General features: G+C 74.6%; 20 protein-coding genes and 1 other RNA gene. 11 read left to right on the forward strand and 10 right to left on the reverse strand.

Going from position 1 to position 18,751, the window contains the following annotated elements; translation table 11 throughout:
• Nucleotides 1–7 precede the first annotated feature (7 nt).
• The 4 genes from KK617_RS00995 to KK617_RS01010 form a co-directional block, all read right to left on the reverse strand.
• Nucleotides 8–1,030 carry a DUF3048 domain-containing protein gene (locus KK617_RS00995; protein ID WP_277497526.1) on the reverse strand — a complete coding sequence of 341 codons (1,023 nt, stop codon included), beginning with the start codon at nucleotides 1,028–1,030 and terminating at the stop codon, nucleotides 8–10.
• A gap of 182 nt (nucleotides 1,031–1,212) precedes the next feature.
• Nucleotides 1,213–1,980, reverse strand: coding sequence for a 3-oxoacyl-ACP reductase FabG (fabG, locus tag KK617_RS01000; RefSeq protein ID WP_277497527.1), 768 nt, complete (start codon nucleotides 1,978–1,980; stop codon nucleotides 1,213–1,215).
• Nucleotides 1,981–1,985: 5 nt separating this feature from the next.
• Entirely contained in the window at nucleotides 1,986–2,435 is a 450-nt protein-coding gene (locus KK617_RS01005; protein WP_277497528.1) for an HIT family protein, read from the reverse strand.
• Nucleotides 2,436–2,442: 7 nt separating this feature from the next.
• Entirely contained in the window at nucleotides 2,443–4,038 is a 1,596-nt protein-coding gene (locus KK617_RS01010; protein ID WP_277497529.1) for a M15 family metallopeptidase, read from the reverse strand.
• Between the two features lie 96 nt (nucleotides 4,039–4,134).
• On the opposite strand from KK617_RS01010, the gene KK617_RS01015 reads away from it, so the two are divergent.
• Nucleotides 4,135–5,103 (forward strand): DMT family transporter, encoded by a 969-nt coding sequence (locus KK617_RS01015; protein WP_277497530.1) that lies wholly within the window; start codon nucleotides 4,135–4,137, stop codon nucleotides 5,101–5,103.
• Here the strand turns inward: KK617_RS01015 and KK617_RS01020 are convergent.
• Together KK617_RS01020 and KK617_RS01025 are read right to left on the reverse strand one after the other, a co-directional pair.
• On the reverse strand, nucleotides 5,082–5,804 hold the full coding sequence (locus KK617_RS01020) for a response regulator (protein ID WP_277497531.1): 723 nt from the start codon (nucleotides 5,802–5,804) through the stop codon (nucleotides 5,082–5,084). The two genes, KK617_RS01015 and KK617_RS01020, sit on opposite strands and share 22 nt — an antisense overlap.
• Complete coding sequence (locus KK617_RS01025) at nucleotides 5,801–7,423, reverse strand: ATP-binding protein (RefSeq protein WP_277497532.1); 1,623 nt, start codon at nucleotides 7,421–7,423, stop codon at nucleotides 5,801–5,803. The genes KK617_RS01020 and KK617_RS01025 overlap by 4 nt, the downstream gene beginning before the upstream one ends.
• A 64-nt stretch (nucleotides 7,424–7,487) precedes the next feature.
• Here KK617_RS01025 and KK617_RS01030 point away from each other — a divergent pair, with 64 nt between their 5' ends.
• The 4 genes from KK617_RS01030 (at nucleotide 7,488) to KK617_RS01045 (ending at nucleotide 11,054) form a co-directional block, all read left to right on the forward strand.
• Nucleotides 7,488–8,498, forward strand: a complete 1,011-nt coding sequence (locus KK617_RS01030; RefSeq protein WP_277497533.1) for a tripartite tricarboxylate transporter substrate binding protein — start codon at nucleotides 7,488–7,490, stop codon at nucleotides 8,496–8,498.
• 80 nt (nucleotides 8,499–8,578) lie between these two features.
• A complete protein-coding gene (locus KK617_RS01035) occupies nucleotides 8,579–9,079 on the forward strand; it encodes a tripartite tricarboxylate transporter TctB family protein (RefSeq protein ID WP_277497534.1) in 501 nt (166 codons plus the stop codon).
• Between the two features lie 14 nt (nucleotides 9,080–9,093).
• Nucleotides 9,094–10,662, forward strand: coding sequence for a tripartite tricarboxylate transporter permease (locus KK617_RS01040; protein WP_277497535.1), 1,569 nt, complete (start codon nucleotides 9,094–9,096; stop codon nucleotides 10,660–10,662).
• Nucleotides 10,659–11,054, forward strand: a complete 396-nt coding sequence (locus KK617_RS01045; RefSeq protein WP_277497536.1) for a universal stress protein — start codon at nucleotides 10,659–10,661, stop codon at nucleotides 11,052–11,054. Before KK617_RS01040 ends, KK617_RS01045 begins: the two co-directional genes overlap by 4 nt.
• Before the next feature lie 403 nt (nucleotides 11,055–11,457).
• Here the strand turns inward: KK617_RS01045 and KK617_RS01050 are convergent, their stop codons facing one another.
• Nucleotides 11,458–11,727, reverse strand: a complete 270-nt coding sequence (locus tag KK617_RS01050) for a hypothetical protein (protein ID WP_277497537.1) — start codon at nucleotides 11,725–11,727, stop codon at nucleotides 11,458–11,460.
• 71 nt (nucleotides 11,728–11,798) lie between these two features.
• The gene (locus tag KK617_RS01055; protein WP_277497538.1) at nucleotides 11,799–12,320 is read right to left on the reverse strand and encodes a hypothetical protein; all 522 of its coding nucleotides are present in this window, start codon (nucleotides 12,318–12,320) and stop codon (nucleotides 11,799–11,801) included.
• 115 nt (nucleotides 12,321–12,435) lie between these two features.
• Here KK617_RS01055 and KK617_RS01060 point away from each other — a divergent pair, with 115 nt between their 5' ends.
• The 3 genes from KK617_RS01060 to KK617_RS01070 are packed head-to-tail and all read left to right on the forward strand — an operon-like array spanning nucleotide 12,436 to nucleotide 14,303.
• On the forward strand, nucleotides 12,436–12,882 hold the full coding sequence (locus KK617_RS01060; RefSeq protein WP_277497539.1) for a helix-turn-helix transcriptional regulator: 447 nt from the start codon (nucleotides 12,436–12,438) through the stop codon (nucleotides 12,880–12,882).
• A 5-nt stretch (nucleotides 12,883–12,887) separates the two neighbouring features.
• On the forward strand, nucleotides 12,888–13,295 hold the full coding sequence (locus KK617_RS01065; RefSeq protein ID WP_277497540.1) for a VOC family protein: 408 nt from the start codon (nucleotides 12,888–12,890) through the stop codon (nucleotides 13,293–13,295).
• Between the two features lie 45 nt (nucleotides 13,296–13,340).
• Nucleotides 13,341–14,303, forward strand: coding sequence for a squalene cyclase (locus tag KK617_RS01070; RefSeq protein ID WP_277497541.1), 963 nt, complete (start codon nucleotides 13,341–13,343; stop codon nucleotides 14,301–14,303).
• A 16-nt stretch (nucleotides 14,304–14,319) separates the two neighbouring features.
• On the opposite strand, the gene KK617_RS01075 is transcribed toward KK617_RS01070, so the two are convergent.
• Nucleotides 14,320–14,694: a PH domain-containing protein gene (locus KK617_RS01075; RefSeq protein WP_277497542.1), complete on the reverse strand. Its 375-nt coding sequence runs from the start codon at nucleotides 14,692–14,694 to the stop codon at nucleotides 14,320–14,322.
• A gap of 1,334 nt (nucleotides 14,695–16,028) precedes the next feature.
• Between KK617_RS01075 and KK617_RS01080 the strand changes: the two genes are divergently transcribed.
• From KK617_RS01080 to KK617_RS01090, 3 genes are read left to right on the forward strand one after another with little or no spacing between them, the layout of a single operon-like run.
• Entirely contained in the window at nucleotides 16,029–16,487 is a 459-nt protein-coding gene (locus KK617_RS01080) for an amidase family protein (RefSeq protein WP_277497543.1), read from the forward strand.
• 34 nt (nucleotides 16,488–16,521) lie between these two features.
• On the forward strand, nucleotides 16,522–17,001 hold the full coding sequence (locus KK617_RS01085) for an SRPBCC family protein (protein ID WP_277497544.1): 480 nt from the start codon (nucleotides 16,522–16,524) through the stop codon (nucleotides 16,999–17,001).
• Nucleotides 17,002–17,057: 56 nt separating this feature from the next.
• Nucleotides 17,058–18,251 (forward strand): FAD/NAD(P)-binding oxidoreductase, encoded by a 1,194-nt coding sequence (locus KK617_RS01090; protein WP_277497545.1) that lies wholly within the window; start codon nucleotides 17,058–17,060, stop codon nucleotides 18,249–18,251.
• 69 nt (nucleotides 18,252–18,320) lie between these two features.
• Here KK617_RS01090 and ssrA read toward each other — a convergent pair.
• Nucleotides 18,321–18,690, reverse strand: a transfer-messenger RNA (tmRNA) gene (gene ssrA / locus KK617_RS01095).
• Nucleotides 18,691–18,751 lie beyond the last annotated feature (61 nt).

The raw sequence follows: 18,751 nt of genomic DNA on the forward strand, positions 1-18,751 counted from the left end.
GCGCCGCTCAGTCGTAGGTGACCGACCCCTCGGTGGCCGGGACCAGCTCGATCCACGTGTGGCCCGCCGGGACGGCCAGCTCGGCGCCGTCGGCGCCGAGCAGCCGCAGCGGTGCGGCCGCGCTGGCCTTCGACCACGTGGCCTCGACGGCACGACCCGCGTGGAACACCGTCGCCGTGCCGGTGCCCTCGAGCACCGACTCCGGGACGGGGTTGCCCGCGGGGTCGAGGTAGCCGGCGTCGACGACGTCGACCTCGAGGGCGACCACGGTGTCGGCCCGGAAGTCGTCGCCCTCGCCGGCGTTGCCGTCGACCACGGCGTAGGCGTCCCCGTCGAGCTCCCAGCTCGTCGTGTGCGACCCCGAGAACCGGACGTCGACCTCCGTGGCGGGCGCGCCCCCGGCCCACGCGGCGCCGTCGCCCCACGCGAGGTAGTCGTCGGGACGCTCACCGTCGGAGGGGGTGCCGACGACCTCGGTCAGGTCGGCGAAGAGGTTGTAGGGGATGCGGCGCGCGTCGCTGCGGGAGAACCCCGCGGGCGCGCCCTCCTCCTCGACGAAGCCGACCCCGGCGTCGCGCAGCCGTGTGATGGTGCGCTGCGCCGCCCCGCTGGTGACGACGGTCGTGTCGTCGGTGGGCACGATGCCGATGTCGCTGGCCCGCATCGACCGCACCGGCCCGACCTCGTCCGGCAGCTCGGTGTGGAAGAAGGCGGCGAGCCGCGTCGTACCGCCCTCGACGAGCTCCTCCACCACGAGGTCGGCGCTGCCGAGCCCCCGCTGGGGCGCCGAGGCCGCCGTGTTGTCGATCTTCACCACGAAGGCGGGCCCCGTGGTCGCCGACGGGTCCGCGGGCAGACCGGTGAAGGGCCACGTCGGCGGCGGCTCGGGGGCCGCCGCGGGTGCGGGGTCGTCCCCCTGCGCGGCGACGTCGCCCGCGTCGCCGGAGCAGGCCGCCACAGCCAGGGCGAGCGCGAGCGCACCGACCCCGCCGATCGTCCGCCGGGCCCGTGCCCGCGCCGTACCCGTCACTGCCCCGCTCCTCGTCGTCCCGTCGTGCCCGGCGCAGCCGCCGGCGCGCGCCAGTCTGGGCCGCGGGGGCCGGGACGGCACGGCGCCACGCGCACGGATGACGCAGGACGCCCCACTGGTCGAGACCAGTGGGGCGTCCGAGGTGCCTGCAGGAGAGGGGGGACCGGGGCGGTCGCCGGCGCTCAGAGGAGCGTGGCGCCGCCGTCGACGTAGAGGGTCTGGCCGGTGATGTACGACGCCTCGTCGCTCGCCAGGAACGTGACCGCGGCCGCGATGTCCTCGGGCAGGCCGATGCGCTTGACGGGGTTGCGCTCGGCCACGCCGGCGCGGAAGTCCTCGACGCTCATCTTCATCCGGGCCGCGGTGGCGTCCGTCATCTCGGTGGCGATGAAGCCGGGGGCCACCGCGTTGACGTTGATGCCGAAGGGGCCGAGCTCGATGCCGAGCGTGCGGACGAAGCCCTGGATGCCCATCTTCGCGGCCGAGTAGTTCGCCTGGCCCCGGTTGCCGAGCGCGGAGGTGCTGGAGAGGCACACGACCTTGCCGTAGCGCTGCTCCGTGAAGTGCTTCTGCGCCGCCTTGGTCATGAGGAAGGCGCCCTTGAGGTGCACGCCCATGACGAGGTCCCAGTCGACCTCGGTCATCTTGAACAGCAGATTGTCGCGCGTCACGCCCGCGTTGTTCACCAGGACGTGCAGACCGCCGAGCTCGCTGACGACCCGGTCGACGGCCGCGTCCACCGAGGCCGCGTCGGACACGTCGGCACCGATGCCCACCGCTCGCGCCCCGTCGGCGAGCTCGACGCGGCCGGCCGCGTCGGCGGCGGCCCCCTCGTCGAGGTCGAGGATCGCGACCGACGCGCCCTCGCTCGCGAACCGCTGGGCGGTGCCGAAGCCGATGCCCCGCGCCGCGCCCGTGATGACTGCCACCCGTCCGTCGAATCGACCCATGCGCGTCACCCTAGGCCATCGCCCGGCGCGGCCAGGGCGTCCCGGATGCGGCCGGCGGCGGCGGCGCGCTCGCCCGCGCCGTACTTCTGCCGGGGCCAGAAGAAGCCCCGCAGCCCGTCGCCCTTGGTGCGGGGCACGACGTGCAGGTGCAGGTGCGGCACCGACTGGCTGACGACGTTGTTGACCGCCACGAACGACCCCTGGGCGCCGAGGCCGTCGACCACGGCGCGGCACAGCCGCTGGGCGGTCGCGAGGAACGGGTCGCGCAGCGCGGCCGGCAGCTCGTCGAGCGTCACGACGTGGACGCGCGGCACCAGCAGCACGTGGCCGTGGAACACCGGGCGCTGGTCGAGGAAGGCGACCAGGTCGTCGTCGGCGTGCACGACGTCGGCGTCCGCCTCCCGCGCCACGATGGCGCAGAAGACGCACACGGTCGCGGCCCGTGCTGGTGGCACCCGGCGCTCAGCCGTCGAAGTGGTGCAGGTCGCCCAGGCCGTAGGTCCAGCGGAAGCCGTGGTTCGCGAGGATCTGCACGACCCGGTGCGAGCGGCTGCGCCACGCGACGGTCGGGTGCGACCGGCTGAGCCACCACGTGTTCGGCACCGCGCCCTGGGCCGAGCGGTACGGGTTCTCCCACGGGTTGATGTCGATGGAGCGGCCCGTCGAGTGCGGCGAGCGGCGGCTCGGGTTGCCCACGACGCCGCGGCAGTTGAACGCCGAGGTGTTGTCGGCGGCCATCGACTTGTAGTCGTCGGCCCCCCGCAGCCGCGAGCTGTAGCCGAACCCGTCGGGGCGCACCATCGAGCGGATCGGGATGCCGCCGTCGTGCAGGGCGCTCAGCATCCGCGCCGTGCGCGTCGCGATCGAGCGGTGCACGACGACCTCGCCGCGGTAGCGGAAGCCGTCGAAGCCGAGGTAGTTGACGCGCACCAGCCGCAGGTCGGCGCGGCCCACGGGGCAGCCGGGGCGCCACGAGCGCCCGACCATGTCCGCCCAGATGTGGTTCGGGATCGTCAGCACCTCGGGCGCCGGGCCGGGGATGGTGGCGCGGGGGGCCGGCGGCACGTAGACCGTCGGGCGGGGCGCGCCGCTGGGCAGCACGACGGGCGGGGCGTACGGCGCGACGTTCACCCAGCGCTCCGGGCTGATGCCCTGGGCGATCCACTCCTGCGGGCGGAACACGACGCGGTACTTCGTGCCCCTGCGGGGCTTGAACACGACCTTGCCGCCGCCGTTCGACGCCAGCGGGGCGCGCGCCGCGACGACCTCGTAACCCGACCCGTCGTTGGCGTGCACCTCGACCGTGCCGGTGACCGGGTTGCGGGCCTCGTCGCGCACCGCGTACCAGAGCGTCAGGGGGTGCTCGTCGCGCACGCTCGTGGGCGCGGCGAGCTCGACGACCGCCCGGCGCTGGCGCAGCGTGATGCGGCCCTCGCCGATGGCCCCCGCGTGCTCGCCGTCGCTGTCGAAGAGGGCGCGCACGACGTTGTCGCGGGAGTACGCCGCCACGACCACCGTCGCCGTCGTCGTGCCGTCGGCGCCCGTCGTGAGCGTCGCGACGGGCGCGAACTTGCCGTAGGTGAAGCGCTCCACGCGCACGCGGGCACCGGCCAGGGGCGCGCCGTCGGCGTCGGCGACGGCGATGGTGACGTCCACCTGGTCGCCCTTGAACCCGGCCGGGGCGCTCACCGTGACCCGGGCGGGCGCCGCGGCGGCGGGGTCGGCGGGGGCGTCGGGCTCCGCCGCGCCGGCGTCGGGCTCGGTCGCCCCCGCGTCGGGCTGGGCAGGCTGGGCGGGCTGGCTCGGCGCTGCGGGCTCGGCCGGCTCGGTCGGCGTCGTGGGCTCGGTCGGCTCGGAGGCCGGCGGGTCCGTCTCGGCGGTGACCGCGTGCGGCGCCGCGGCCGCGGACGGCGCGGTCGCGTCGGCGTACCCCACCCCCGGGGCCACGAGCAGGGCGGCGACGACGAGGCCGGTGACCGCGACGGTGCCCCGCGGACGCAGCGGGCTGCGCCACCGGCGCCGGGACGAGAGGGGGGACGCGGGGCCCGAGACGCTCATGGGAGCAGGGTAGGGAGGAGGGGGCCCGACCACAACGGCCGACGAGCCCTAGGCTCGGCGCGCCGAGGACCACCCGCCCGACCCCGAGGACCGCCCGTGACCACCGCACCCGCCGCCGGACCCGCCCGCCGCGGCCTGGCCCAGGTGTGCGCGGCGGGGGTGCTGTGGGGCACGGGCGGCCTGGCCGTCCACGAGCTGCACGAGCGCGAGGGCATGGCGTCCGGCACCGTCAGCGCGTGGCGGATGGGCCTGGCGGCGCTCGTGCTCGTCGTCGTCGTGCTGGCGCTGCGCCAGGGACCCGCCGTGGCCGCGCTGGCCCGTCGCCACCCGGTCCGCACGGCGCTGCTCGGCGCGGCGACCGCGGCGTACCAGGGGCTCTACTTCGCCGCCGTCCTCACCGCCGGCATCGGGGTCGCGACGGTGGTCGCGCTCGGCCTGGCCCCGCCGCTCGTCACGGTCGTCGAGTGCCTGCGCGAGCGCCGGGCGCCGCGCCCCGGCGAGCTCGTCGCCCTCGTGGCGGCTCTGGCCGGCCTCGCCCTCGTCACGTACGGCGGCAGCGACGCCGCCGCGGGCCCGTCGCCGCTGCTGGGGGTCGGGCTCGCCGTCGCCGCCGCGGTGGGCTACGCCGCGACGACGCTCGTGGGGCGCACGGTCAGCCAGGAGGCCCCTCCCCTGGCGCTCACGACGCTGGCGACGACGGTCGGCGCCCTGCTGCTCCTCCCGTGGGCGGCCGTCGAGGCCGCGCGGGGCCTGCCGGTGGCGACGACCGACCCCGTCTCGCTGACGTGGCTGGTGTGGCTGGGCGTCGCGACGATGGCGCTGGCCTACGGGCTGCTCTACGCCGGGCTGCGCACGACGAGCAGCGGCACGGCGACCGTCGCCACCCTGCTGGAGCCGGTGAGCGCCGCCCTGCTCGCGGCGCTGGTGGCCGACGAGCGCCTCGGGCCCGTCGGGGTCGTCGGCGGCGTGCTCATCCTGCTCGCCGTGGCCGTGCGCGCGGTGACCGAACCGCGCGGGACGGACCCCACGGTCGTGCTCGGGGCTCAGCCCGCGGTGCGGCGGTAGAGCCGCTGCGGGCGGCCCGCGCCGCCGTACTGCAGACGGGCGGTCAGCTCGCCCGTCTCGACGAAGTGCTCGAGGTAGCGCCGCGCGCTGACCCGCGACACCCCCACCCGGTCGGCCACCTCGGCCGCGGGGAGCTCGACGTCGCCGGTCAGCTCGGCCGCCACCGCGGCCGCGGTCTCCGGCGACAGCCCCTTGGGCAGCTGGCGGCGGGCGGCGCCGACGGGGGCGAAGACCGCGTCGATCGCGTGCTGGGTCGTGCGCGCCTCGGGCCGCGGGCCGGTCTCGCCGTCGTCCGCCCCGATCGCGGCCAGCGCCTGGTGGCTGCGGCGGAAGTGCTCGAGACGGGCGACGAGGTCGTCCCGCTCGAACGGCTTGACCAGGTAGTGCGCGGCGCCGGCGGCCGCCGCCGCCCGCACCGTGTCGACCTCGCGGGCCGCCGTCACGATGATGACGCCCGTGTCGTCGCCCCGCCCGCGCAGGCGCCGCAGCACCTCGATGCCGGACAGGTCGGGCAGGTGCACGTCGAGGAGCACGAGGTCGGGGGCCAGGCGCTGGACCTCCGCCAGCGCGGCCGTGCCGGTGGCGGCCACGCCGACGGGCACGAACCCGGGGATCTGCTCGACGAAGCGCGTGTGGATGGAGGCGACCATGAAGTCGTCGTCGACCACGAGCACCCGCAGCTCGTCACCCGCCCCGCTCATGCCCGACCTCCCGGCAGCACCGCCGTGAACACGGCGCCGGGCGACCCCGTGCCGACCCGTACCTCGCCGCCCCGACGTTGGCAGACCTGGCGCACGAGCGCCAGTCCGATGCCCCGGCCCCCGGCGACCGGCTCCTTGGACGACCAGCCGCGCTCGAAGACCAGCTCCCGCTCGGCCGCGTCGACGCCGGGACCGGAGTCGGCGACCTCGACCCACGCGGCGGCGCCGTCGTACCAGAGCCGCACGCGGACCCCGGCGTCCCCGGCCTGCCCGGCCTGCCCCGCCACCTGCCCGGCGACCGCGTCGACGGCGTTGTCGACGAGGTTGCCCAGGACGGTGCCGACGTCGGCCGCGAGGTCGGCGTCGAGGCGCGGCAGCGTCTCCTCCCCCACGAGCTCGACGGCCAGGCCGCGCTCGGCGGCGACGGTGGACTTGGCCACGAGCAGCGCCGCGACCTGCGGGTCCTCGACCCGGGCCCGCACGCGGTCGCTGATCGCGGCCTGGCGCCGCACGATGGTGCCGATGGCGGCCGCCGCCTCGTCGTGCTCGCCCAGCTGGAGCAGCCCGGAGATGGTGTGGAGCCGGTTGGCGAACTCGTGGGTCTGGGCGCGCAGGGTCTCGGTCACCGACTCGCGGGCGCGCACCTCGCTGCGCAGGGCGAGCAGCTCGGTGTGGTCGCGCAGCGTCACCACGACCCCGCCGGTCACGCCCCCGCCGCGCACCCGCGTGCGGTTCACCACCAGCACCCGCCCGCCGACGACGAGCAGGGCGTCGCGGATCTCCTCGACGTCGCCGGCCGCGGCGAGCACCGCGACGACCTCGGGCGGCAGCGCGGCGTCGAGCAGCGCCGTCCCGGGGCCGACGGCCGGGTCGAGCTCCAGCAGCTCACGGGCGGTGTCGTTGACGACGGTGATGCGCCCGTCGTCGGCGACGGCCACGAGGCCCTCGCGGATGGAGTGCAGCAGCGCCTCGCGCTGGTCGGCCAGCGCCCCGATCTCGGCGGGCTCGAGCCCGCGGGTGCGGCGCTTGATGAGCCGGGAGAGGCCGAAGGAGCCGACCGCGCCGAGGGCGAACCCGAGGCCGAGGAAGACGGCGAGGTCGGGCGCGGACCGTTCCAGGCGGGCCTGCCAGCCCGGGTACCGCTCGGCGACCATCACGATGCCCACCTGGTCGCCCGTGTCGGAGAGGACCGGCACGAGGGCGGCGAGCGAGGGCCGGCCGCGCTCGCGGACGTCCCCGGTCCACACCCGCCCCTCGAGGATCGAGCCGTCGCCGACGTCGACCTGCTCGCCCTCCTCCGTCGGATTCGGGCCCACCACCTGCCGACCCCCGGCGTCGAGGAGGTAGACCGCGTCGGCCCCGAGGCGGTCGCGCACGTCACCGGCGTACGACGCCAGCGCCTCCTCGGGCGGGTACCGCTCCTGCAGGCCGCTGCGCACGGCCCCGGTGTTGGCCAGGTTCTCCGCCGCTGAGCGCAGCCGGCTGCCGCGGTCGTCGCGGAACGCCGAGTCCGCCTGCTGCACCGTGACGAAGCCCGCCACGGTCAGCACGACGAGCAGCACGCTCAGCTGGAGCAGCAGGAACTGCCCCGCGAGCGTGAGGCGCGAGCGTGACCACAAGTTGCCGAACCTCCGTTGCGACCCAAAGCGTGACGGGGGCCACACCACCGGTGACGATCCCCACATGTGGAACCCATTCTCCCGCCGGACCGCGCGACGACGCGCGGCCGGGACCGTCTCGGCGGTGGTGCTGCTCGCGGCCCTCACCGGCTGCGGCGTCACGCGCGGTGACGCGTCGAACGACTTCACCGTCTACATCCCGAACAGCCCTGGTGGAGGGTACGACCAGACCGGCCGTGCCGCCGTCGCGGCCATGGAGCGCAACGACCTCACGGGCGGCGACTTCGAGATCAGCAACATCATCGGCGCCGGCGGTTCGGTCGCCATGTCGCGGCTCATGAACGCCGAGGGCGACCCGCGGCTGATGATGTACATGGGTCTCGGCGTCGTCGGCTCGCTCTACTCCAACGGCAACGACTTCCGCCCGCAGGACGCCACCCCGATCGCCAAGCTGATCGAGGACCAGGAGGGCGTGCTCGTCCCCCGCGACTCCCCCTACCGCACGCTCGAGGACTTCATCGCCGCATGGCGCGCCGACCCGAACGCGATCGTCGTGGGCGGCGGCTCGTCGGTGGGCGGCCCCGACCACCTCTTCCCGATGCTGCTCGCCCAGGCGGCGGGCATCGACCCGCGCGAGGTCCGCTACGTCGTGTACGACGGCGGCGGGCCGCTGACGTCCGCGCTGCTCGGCGACAAGATCCAGGTGGGCTTCTCGGGCCTCGGCGAGTTCGAGGGCCAGATCGCCTCGGGCGACCTGCGCGCCCTGGCCGTCTCCGGCGAGGAGCGCGTCGACAGCCCGTCGCTCTCCGACGTCCCGACCGTGACGGAGGGCGGGGTCGACCTCGTCTTCAACAACTGGCGCGGCGTGCTCGCCCCGCCCGGCATCACCGACGAGGAGCGCCAGCGCCTCATCGACCTCGTCGAGGAGATGCACGCCACCGACGAGTGGCAGCAGGCGATGGCCGACAACGGCTGGATCGACGCCCTGCAGACCGGTGACGAGTTCACCGAGTTCCTGGAGTCGGAGGACGCCCGCGTCGCCGACACCCTCGACGAGCTGGGTCTCGCGACGTGAGCGCCACCCGCGACGGCGCGCTCCGCCGTACCCCCGACCCCTCCTCCGCCCCCTCCTCCCCCGCAGCCACAGGTGACCCCGTGACCCTCGATCCCCCCGCGCCCGAGCGCGACCTCGCGCAGCTGGGCCTCGCCGCCGCGCTGGTCGTGGTGGGCCTCTACACCGTGTACGACGCCTCCACCCTCGTCGTCGGGTTCGCCGACCCGGTCGGGCCGAAGGCGTTCCCCTACGTCATCGGCGCCGTGCTGACGGGCCTCGGCGTGCTGCTCGCCGTCGCGGCCCTGCGCGGCGACGTGCCCGACCTCGACGACGGCGAGGACGTCGACCTCTCGCAGGGGTCGGACTGGATGACCGTCGTCAAGCTCGTCGCGGTGCTGGTGCTGACCATCGCCACCGTCGGCTGGCTCGGCTGGGCCGTCACCGGCGCCTTCCTGTTCGCGGGGGCGACGTGGGCGCTCGGCTCCCGCACGCCCGTGCGGGACCTGCTCATCGGCGTCGTGCTGTCGGTGACCAGCTGGTACGCGTTCTACGTCGGCCTCGGCATCCCGCTGACGCCGGGCGTCCTCGACGGAATCCTCTGAGAGGGGCCTGGACCATGGAAAGTCTCTCGCTGCTCGGCGACGGCCTCGCGACGGCCCTCACCCCCGAGAACCTGCTCTGGGCCGCCATCGGCGTCCTGCTCGGCACCTTCGTCGGCGTGCTGCCCGGCATCGGTCCCGCCATGGCGGTGGCACTCCTGCTGCCCGTCACCTTCGGCCTCGAGCCGACCCAGGCGTTCATCATGTTCGCCGGCATCTACTACGGCGGCATGTACGGCGGCTCGACGACCTCGATCCTGCTCAACACACCCGGTGAGTCGGCGTCGGTGATGACGGCGCTCGAGGGCAACCGGATGGCGAAGAAGGGGCGGGCCGCCCAGGCGCTCGCCACGGCCGCCATCGGCTCCTTCATCGCCGGCACGATCGGCACGCTGCTCGTCGTGTTCTTCGCCCCGGCCCTGGCCGAGGTCGCCGTCGAGATCGGCGCGCCGTCGTACCTCGCGATCATGCTCATGGCGATGGTGCTGGTCACCAGCGTGCTGGGGTCGTCGCGGCTGCGCGGCTTCATCGCGCTGTTCCTCGGCCTGACGATCGGGCTCGTCGGCCTCGACCTCAACACCGGCCAGCCGCGCCTGTCGTTCGACCAGCCGCTGCTCGCGGACCGCATCGACATCGTCGTCGTGGCCGTCGGCATCTTCGCCGTCGGTGAGGCGCTGTGGGTCGCGGCGCACCTGCGGCGCAAGCCGCTCTCGGTGATCCCCGTCGGGCGCCCGTGGATGGGCCGCGACGACTGGCGGCGCTCGGTCGGGCCGTGGCTGCGCGGCACCGCGCTCGGCTTCCCGTTCGGCGCCGTGCCGGCCGGTGGCGCCGAGACGCCGACGTTCCTGTCCTACGTGCTGGAGCGGCGCCTGGCCCGCAAGGGCCACGAGTTCGGCCACGGCGCCATCGAGGGCGTCGCCGGACCGGAGGCGGCCAACAACGCCTCGGCCGCCGGCACCTTCGTGCCGCTGCTCGCGCTCGGCCTGCCCGTCACCGCGACGGCGACGATCATGCTGGCCGCGCTGCAGGGCTACGGCATCCAGCCCGGCCCGCAGCTGATGACCGAGCACGCCGACCTGGTGTGGACGCTGCTCGCCAGCCTGCTCATCGGCAACACGCTGCTGCTCGTGCTCAACCTGCCGCTGGCCCCGCTGTGGGCGAAGCTGCTGCGGATCCCCCGGCCCTACCTCTACGCCGGCATCCTGTTCTTCGCCTCACTGGGTGCCTACACCGCGAACCAGCAGCCCTTCGACCTGTTCCTGCTGCTCGTCTTCGGCCTGCTCGGCCTGGCCATGCGGCGCTTCGGGCTGCCGGTGCTGCCGCTCATCCTCGGCGTCATCCTCGGCCCGCTGATGGAGACGAAGATGCGCGAGGCGCTCGCCATCTCCGACGGCGACCTGAACGGCCTGGTCGACGAGCCGCTGGCCGTGATCGTCTACGGCGTCATCGTGCTGCTCGTCGTCGTGCCGCTCGTGCTGTCCCGGGTGCGCCCCGGCGCGGCGCCGACGGCCCGGGTCGCCGAGGACACCATCCCCACCGACCCCACCGACCCCCGTGAGCCTCGTGAGAAGGAGACCGCCCGATGAGCGCCGAGACCGTCGTCATCGCCTACACCCCCGACGAGTTCGGGCGCGCCGCGCTCGAACACGGCATCGTCGAGGCCCGCCGCCGCTCCGCGCGGATCGTCGCGGTCAACGCCACCCGCGGCGACGCCCTCGTGGACGAGCGGTACGCCGACGACGCCGCCATCGACGCGCTCGAGAGTGCGCTCGCGGAGTCCGGCATCGAGCACGTCATCCGCCGCCCCATGGCGCCCGACGTGTCCGAGGCCGTGCTCGAGGTCGCCGAGACCGACGGCGGCACCGTGATCGTCGTGGGCCTGCGCAAGCGGTCCCCCGTCGGCAAGCTCGTGCTCGGCAGCGTCGCCCAGCGCGTGCTCCTCGGCGCCGGTGTGCCGGTGCTGGCCGTCAAGCCGTAGCCCCACCCCGGTGGTTGAGGTGGGTGCGCCAGCACCCCTCGAAACCACCACCGGACACGAACGTGGTTTCGAGGCTCGCTAACGCGAGCACCTCAACCACCGGGGAGCCAGCCCGACGCCGGTGGTTGAGGTGGGTGCGCCAGCGACAGTTCCGGTGGTTGAGGTGGGTGCGCTAGCACCCCTCGAAACCACCACCGAATCCGAACGTGGTTTCGAGGCTCGCTAGCGCGAGCACCTCAACCACCGGGGAGCCAGCCCGGCGCCGGTGGTTGAGGTGGGTGCGCCAGCGACAGTTCCGGTGGTTGAGGTGGGTGCGCCAGCACCCCTCGAAACCACCACCGAATCCGAACGTGGCTTCGAGGCTCGCTAGCGCGAGCACCTCAACCATTGGGGCCACCGACGGTCACTCGCCCTCGGGGTCCTCGGGCTCGGCACCGAGGAGGTGCTCCAGGATCCCCAGCGCCTGGCCGTCGGTGACGGGTGGGCCGTTCACCTCGGGCTCCTCGGGCTCCTCGGGTTCGTCCGCCGGCACCGGCACGTCGAGCCGGCGCAGCGCCCGCTCGACGGTGCGGTCGCGCTCCAGCTCCTCGCGCAGGTCGACCTCTTCGGCCGCGGGCACGAGGCCGTGCAGGCGCCAGAGACCGGCGTCGTCGCCAGGGCGGTCGTCGTCCACGTGTGCTCCTCGGGAGGGAGGGGCGACCGTAGCCCGCGCGGCCCCGGCGGCCCACGGCGGCCCGCGGGGGGTCAGCCGGCGCGGTGCGCGTCGTACCGCTGCTGGTGGAAGGCCCGGGGCGTCACGGCGACCTCGGGCTGCTCGAGGTCGTCGAGGTCCGCGGCGATCTCGACCCCGGCCTCGGCGCAGGCCGCCACGTAGTCCTCGTAGTCGACGCGGAGGCCGTCGTGGTCGGCGCTCAGCGCCTCGCTGATCGTGCGGCCCTCGAGCACGCCGAACTGGCCCTCGGTGTCGAGCAGCACGACCGCCGCCTCGGCCAGCGGGGTGTCGTCCGGCCCCCGCCAGTAGCCGTAGGCCGCCTCCTCCTCGCGCTGCGCCACCCAGGTGACGAGGGCGGCGGTGTCCCGGTTCGCGGCCACGTTGGCGGCGATGTCGGGGTTCGCGAGGTCGTCGGGCGTCAGGTAGGACTCGTCGAGCACGGCCGGCACCTCGCCGTCGGCGAGGAACGTGACGCCCTCCTCGCTCCACGGCGTGTCCTCGCCGCGCGCCTCGCGCTCCCGCCACACCTGCGCGTCCGTCGGCCACGTCGTCATCGCTGTCCCCCTCGTCGTCCGGTACGGCGGCACTCGCCGCCCCCGGCCGGTCTGTCCGGTCGCGGGGACGCGCAAACCCACCGGCGGGCGGCGAGTGCCGTCGCACCCTGCCGCGGTGGCCCAGACCGAGGAGGAGCGGCGGCGCGACCTCGTGCTCCTGCGCCGGGTGCGCGACCGCATCGACCGCGACCACGCGCAACCGCTCGACGTCGAGTCCCTGGCGCGCGGCGTGCACTGGTCGGCGGGCCACCTGAGCCGCGAGTTCCGGCGGGCGTTCGGCGAGTCGCCGTACAGCTACCTCATGACGCGGCGCATCGAGCGGGCCATGACGCTGCTGCGGCGCGGCGGCCTCAGCGTGACGGAGGTGTGCTTCGCGGTGGGCTACGGCTCGCTCGGCACGTTCAGCACCCGGTTCACCGAGCTGGTCGGGATGGCGCCGAGCACCTACCGCGCGCGGGCGGCGGCCGGCGACGGCGCCGGCATCCCGCCCTGCGTCGCCAAGCAGGCCACGCGACCGGTCAGGAACGGAGAAGCACCCCGGCCCGACCCGCGCCTAGGTTGAGCGGCATGAGCCTGAGCATCCACCACGCCTTCCTCCCCCACACCGACGCCGAGGCCTCGCTGGCGTTCTACCGCGACGCGCTGGGCCTGGAGGTCCGCAACGACGTCGGCCACGAGCAGATGCGCTGGATCACCGTCGGCCCGCCCGGTGGAGCGGGCACCTCGATCGTGCTGCACCCGCCGGCCGTCGACCCCACCATCAGCGACGAGGAGCGCCGCGTGGTGCTCGACCTCATCGCGAAGGGCACGTTCGCCGCGCTCACCCTGGCGAGCGACGACCTGGACGCCGACTTCGCCCGCATCGAGGCGAGCGGTGCCGAGGTCGTGCAGGAGCCGACGGACCAGGACTACGGCGTGCGCGACTGCGCCTTCCGCGACCCGGCCGGCAACCTCGTGCGCGTCAACCAGGCCTGACGCGGGCCTTCCCCCGACCGGCCCTGCTCGCCTAGCGTCGCGCGCGTGGACACGGGGACCCGGGAGTGGCTGCTCGACCAGGATCCGGCGCTGCGCTGGCAGGTGGAGCGCGACCTCCTCGACGCCCCGGACGAGGTGTGGCGGGCCACCCGGGCACGGGTCACGACCGAGGGGTACGGCGCCCGCCTGCTGGCCCTGCAGGACCCGGACGGCCAGTGGGCCGGCGGCGCCTTCTTCCCCGCCGACTTCTCCGAGCACGCGCCCGACGCCGAGGGCCAGCCGTGGACGGCCACGACGTGGTCGCTCAGCAGCCTGCGCGAGTGGGGCGTCGACGCCTCCCACCTCGCCGGTACGGCGGAGCGCCTCGCCGCGGGCTGCCGCTGGGAGTACGACGACCTCCCCTACTGGGGCGGCGAGGTCGACGTCTGCATCAACTCGTGGACGCTGTCGAACGGGCTGTGGCTGGGCGCGGACGTCGACGGCCTCGTCGACTGGTTCCTCGACCACCGCCTGCCCGACGGCGGCTGGAACTGCTTCTGGGTCGACGGCGCGCGCCGTTCCTCGTTCCACTCGACGCTGAACGCCCTCAAGGGGCTGCTCGACCACGCCGTGCGCACGGGCGACGCCGGACGCACCCGGGAGGCGCGCCGGGCCGGGGAGGAGTACCTGCTCGAGCGCCGCCTCCACCGCCGGCTGTCCACCGGCGAGACAGTGGCGCCGTGGGCGCTGCGTCCGACGTACCCGCCCCGGGCCTACTACGACGTGCTCAACGCGCTCGACCACTTCCGCGCCGCGGCCGCGCACGAGGGCACCCCGCCCGACCCGCGCCTCGCCGAGGCCGTCGCGATCCTGCGCGAGCAGCAGCAGCCCGACGGCCGGTGGCTGCAGGGCCCGCCGCACCGGGGACGCACCTGGTTCCCGGTCGACGTCGACGAGGGCGAGCCGAGCCCGTGGCTGACGCTCCAGGCGCTGCGCGTGCTGCGGTGGTGGGACGCGGAAGCGGGTTGAGCCCGGTCGCGCGGTCTCAGCTCGCCGACAGGACCGCCCACGCGATCAACTTGTCGAGGCGTCGGATGTCGACCTTCTTGTCGAGCTTGATCTTGATGTGACCCGCACGGGTCCACAGCTCGAGCTCCGCATTGAAGTCGAGGAGCTTCCCGGCGTTCTCCGAGGACCACATGTCGATGCGGCTGTAGGGCAGGGAGTAGATCTCCACCTTCTTTCCCGTCAAGCCTTGAGCATCGCGCACGATCAGCCGCTTGCTTGTGAACACCGCGGAGTCACGGAACGTCTTGTACGCCGCGACGGCCTGCTCCCCCTCCACCAGGAGGTCGTTCACATCGTCCGGGATGGGGATCTCCTGGATCAGGGTCCAGTTGGTGATGGTTGTCGTCTCCATGGCGGGCACTGTGGCAGTCGTGGGCGCGTGGCGTGGCGTCTTTCGAGGACTCGGCGACGACGGCGGTGTCGAGATGTCAGCCGTGACGGGCGGACGTCCGTTCGCGGGACGTCATGCGAAGCGTGCCCCTGGGCGCTCGGTCCGCATGACGCCCCACGCCCGGGGTCCTCGTCCGCCGCGGACGTCATGCGCAGGGTGGCGCCGGGGCCCCGATCGGTACGACGTCCGGCGTCGGCCGCTCGCCGCTTCCGGGCCCGCGGCGGCCCCCGATCGTGTTGGATCGGCCCCGTACGGATCGCGCCGTACGCACGCACCGCCGACGGGAGCACCGATGGACTTCGCAGAGTACCGCCGCCACGACGCCACGGGCCTGGCCCGGCTGGTCGCCGAGAAGCAGGTCAGCGCGGCCGAGCTGCTGCAGGTCGCCCGCGAGCGCGCCGCCGAGGTGAACCCGCGGATCAACGCGATCGTGCGGGACGTGCCGTGCGCGGGCGACGAGGAGCGGAGCGGCCCCTTCGCGGGCGTGCCGTTCCTCATCAAGGACCTGGGGCAGGACTACGCGGGTCTGCCCACCTCGAGCGGGTCGCGGTCGTTGCAGTCCGTGCCCGCCGCCGAGCACTCCACCGTCGTCCAGCGCTGGCTCGACGCGGGCCTGGCGATCTTCGGCAAGACCAACCTCCCCGAGTTCGGCGCCAAGGCCATCAGCGAGCCCGACGCCTGGGGCCCGGCGCGCAACCCGTGGGACCTCACCCGCACCCCCGGCGGGTCGTCCGGCGGCTCCGCGGCGGCGGTCGCGGCCGGCATCGTGCCCGCCGCCGGCGCCAACGACGGCGGCGGCTCGACCCGCATCCCCGCCGCGTGCTGCGGCCTCGTCGGTCTCAAGCCGGGCCGCGGGCTCACCCCGCTCGGCCCCGGTGCGGGCGAGATGATGCACGGCGCCGCGGTGCAGGGCGTCGTCACCCGCACCGTCCGCGACAGCGCGGCGCTGCTCGACGTGATGGCCGGCGGCGAGCCGTGGGGCCCGTACCAGCCGAGCCTGCCGTCCGCGCCGTACTCCTCGGTGCTGGGGAAGGACCCCGGCCGCCTGCGCATCGGCGTCCGCGTGCCGTCCGCCATCACCCCCGACCCGCACCCCGAGGCGTACGCCGCGGTGGCCGGCGCCGTGCGCGCGCTCACCGACCTCGGCCACGAGGTGGAGGAGCTGGCGGAGGCGCCGTTCGACGACGCCGCCCTGGCCCGCGAGTTCCTGCTCGCCTGGTTCGTCTACATCGCCTGGGAGGTGCGCGACGCCCAGCAGCGCCCCCGCCACGGCCTTCGAGCGCGACACCCGGATCATGGCGGCGCTCGGCAACGCCACGAGCGGGGTCGACTACCTCGACGCGGTGGAGCGGCGCCACCAGCACGCGCGGCGGCTCTCGACGTACTTCGACACCTACGACCTGCTGCTCACCCCGACCCTGGCCACTCCCCCGCCGAAGGTCGGGGAGTTCGAGCTGCCGGCGGCGCTGCGGGTCGCGGCGGACGCGCTGCTGCGCACGGGTACGGCGCGCCTGCTCACCCGCACGCCGATCGTCGACGACATGGTGCAGAAGAACCTGGGGTGGGTGCCCTACACCCAGCTCGCCAACGTCACGGGCCGCCCGGCGATCTCGCTGCCGCTGCACCAGACGGCGGACGGGCTCCCGCTCGGCGTGCAGCTCGTGGCCCCGCTCGGGGGCGAGACCTTGCTCCTCCAGCTGGCCGCCCAGCTCGAGGAGTCGGTGCCGTGGGCCGACCGGGTCGCGCCCCTGTGAGGTGGTGGTCACCGGTCGGCGGCAGACTCGACCCATGACCGACGCCGCGACCGGATCGCTGACCTTCGCCGACTCGACCGTCATCGCCGCCTCCCCCGAGGCGGTCTACGCGCTCGTCGCCGACGTGACCCGTACGGGCGAGTGGTCGCCCGTGTGCGAGGCCTGCTGGTGGGACGAGGGCGACGGACCCCGCGTCGGCGCGACCTTCACGGGCCGCAACGTGACGCCCGGCCGCACGTGGGAGACGCGCTGCGAGGTGACGGTGGCCGACGAGGGCCGCGCGTTCGGGTGGAGCGTGACGGGCGGCAACGTGCTGTGGACCTACACGATGCGGCCCGTCGAGGGCGGCACCGAGCTGACGGAGTCGTGGGAGTTCACGCCGCAGGGGCAGGCGTTCCTGGCGGCGAAGTTCCCCGAGGACCCCGAGGCGCAGATCGCCGGGCGCGAGCAGGCCGCACGCACCGGCATCCCCGCCACGCTGGCGCGGATGAAGGAGATCCTCGAGCAGCGCTGAGGCCCGCCCCGCGTGCGCCGGTCGGTCAGTTGGAGCCGGCCGGGAGGATCGGCGGCGTGGACCATCACGACGTGACCATCGTCGGGGCCGGCAACGCCGGCATCTCGCTCGCCGCCCGGCTGCGCCGGGAGGGGGTCGCGGACGTCGCGATCGTCGAGCCGCGCACCACCCACCACTACCGGCCGCTGCTCAACTACGTGGGAGCCGGCCGCGCGCCCATGTCGGCGCTCGAGCGGCCCACCCGGGGCCTCGTGCCCGACGGCTGCACCCTGGTCGAGGACCACGTCACCGCGGTCGACCCCGGCGCCGCGGGCGGGCCCACCGTCACCACGGCGGGCGGGCGCACCCTGCGCTCGACCACCCTCGTGCTGTGCCCGGGCCTCGACGAGGACTTCGCCGCCACCCCCGGCCTCGCGGCGGCGTACGACGCCGGCTGGGCCGCCTCGACCTTCGTCGGCGAGGCCGCGCCCCGCGTGTGGCCGGCGCTGCGCGACCTGACCGCGGGCCGGGTGCTCTTCACCGTGCCGCCCGAGCCGGCGCCGTGCGGCCCGACCGCGCTCAAGCCGCTGCTGATGGCGTGCGACCACTGGCGTCGCCGCGGCGTGCTGGGGCGGCTCGAGGTCACGCTGGTGCTGCCGGACGCCTCGCCCGTCGCCGTACCCGAGCCGGACCGCCGACTAGAGGAGGTGCTCACGGGGTACGGCGTGCGCGTGCTGCGCCACGCCCGCGTCGCCCGGCTCGGCGACCGGGCGGTCACCGTCACGACGCCGGGCGGCACCGAGGTCGTCGACGACCTCGCGTTCGCGCACGTAGTGCCGCACTACCGGGCCCCGCGCTGGATCGAGGCCGCCGGGCTGGCCGGAACCACCGCTGCGGGCCTGGCCGCCGTCGACCCACGGACGATGCGCCACCCCGAGCACCGGGACGTGTGGGCGCTCGGCGACTGCGCCGACCTGCGCACCCGGCCCTCCGGCGGGGCGCTGCGCAAGCAGGTCGCCGTGCTCGCCGCCAACATCACCGCGGGTCCCGACGTCGCCGACGCGGACCTGGAGCAGTACGACGGGTACACCGTCATGCCCATCACCACCGACCGGCGGAGGCTGATGCTGGTCGAGATCGACCGGTCGGGGCGCCCCTCGCCCACCGTCCCGTTCCCCGACCTGACCCGCCCGCGCCGGGCCACGTGGCTCGCCGACCGCTACGGGCTGCCGCAGACGTACTTCCGGAGGATCCTGCGCGGGAAGGTCTGAGGCGCGGCACGCGCAGCAACGACGAACGGCCGCCCCGTGCGGGGCGGCCGTTCGTCGTCAGAGGGCTGCTGGTGGAGCTGCGGGGAATCGAACCCCGGTCCTCGAGCGCTGATCCAGGTCTTCTCCGGGTGCAGTCCGCGTTGTCGCTTTTCTCGGCCTCGGCGCTCGCACGGACACGTCGCCGACAGGCTCAGTCAGGAAAGAGTCCCGGCCGCCCCTCCTGACAGGAGACGACCAGCAAGTCCTCTAGATGAGGCCTGGGTCCGGGACGAGGACGGGTGCCCGGTCAGACCCTTCGATCACTGCTCAGGCAGCGAGAGCGAAGTCGTTGCGATTGGTGTTGGCAACTGTGTTTTCCAGCGATCGTTTACGAGATGGCGCTGGCTTCTCGACCCGCTTCTCCTGGAACGAACGTCCCAAGTCGAAACCGATCAGCCCCTCTTGAGTTGTGTTCCACGGACGACGCACCACCGCCGACCCGCTCCGCAGAGCGTACCTCC

The sequence above is a fragment of the Nocardioides sp. ChNu-99 genome (assembly GCF_029493445.1).
In the GTDB taxonomy this organism is placed as follows: Bacteria; Actinomycetota; Actinomycetes; order Propionibacteriales; family Nocardioidaceae; genus Nocardioides.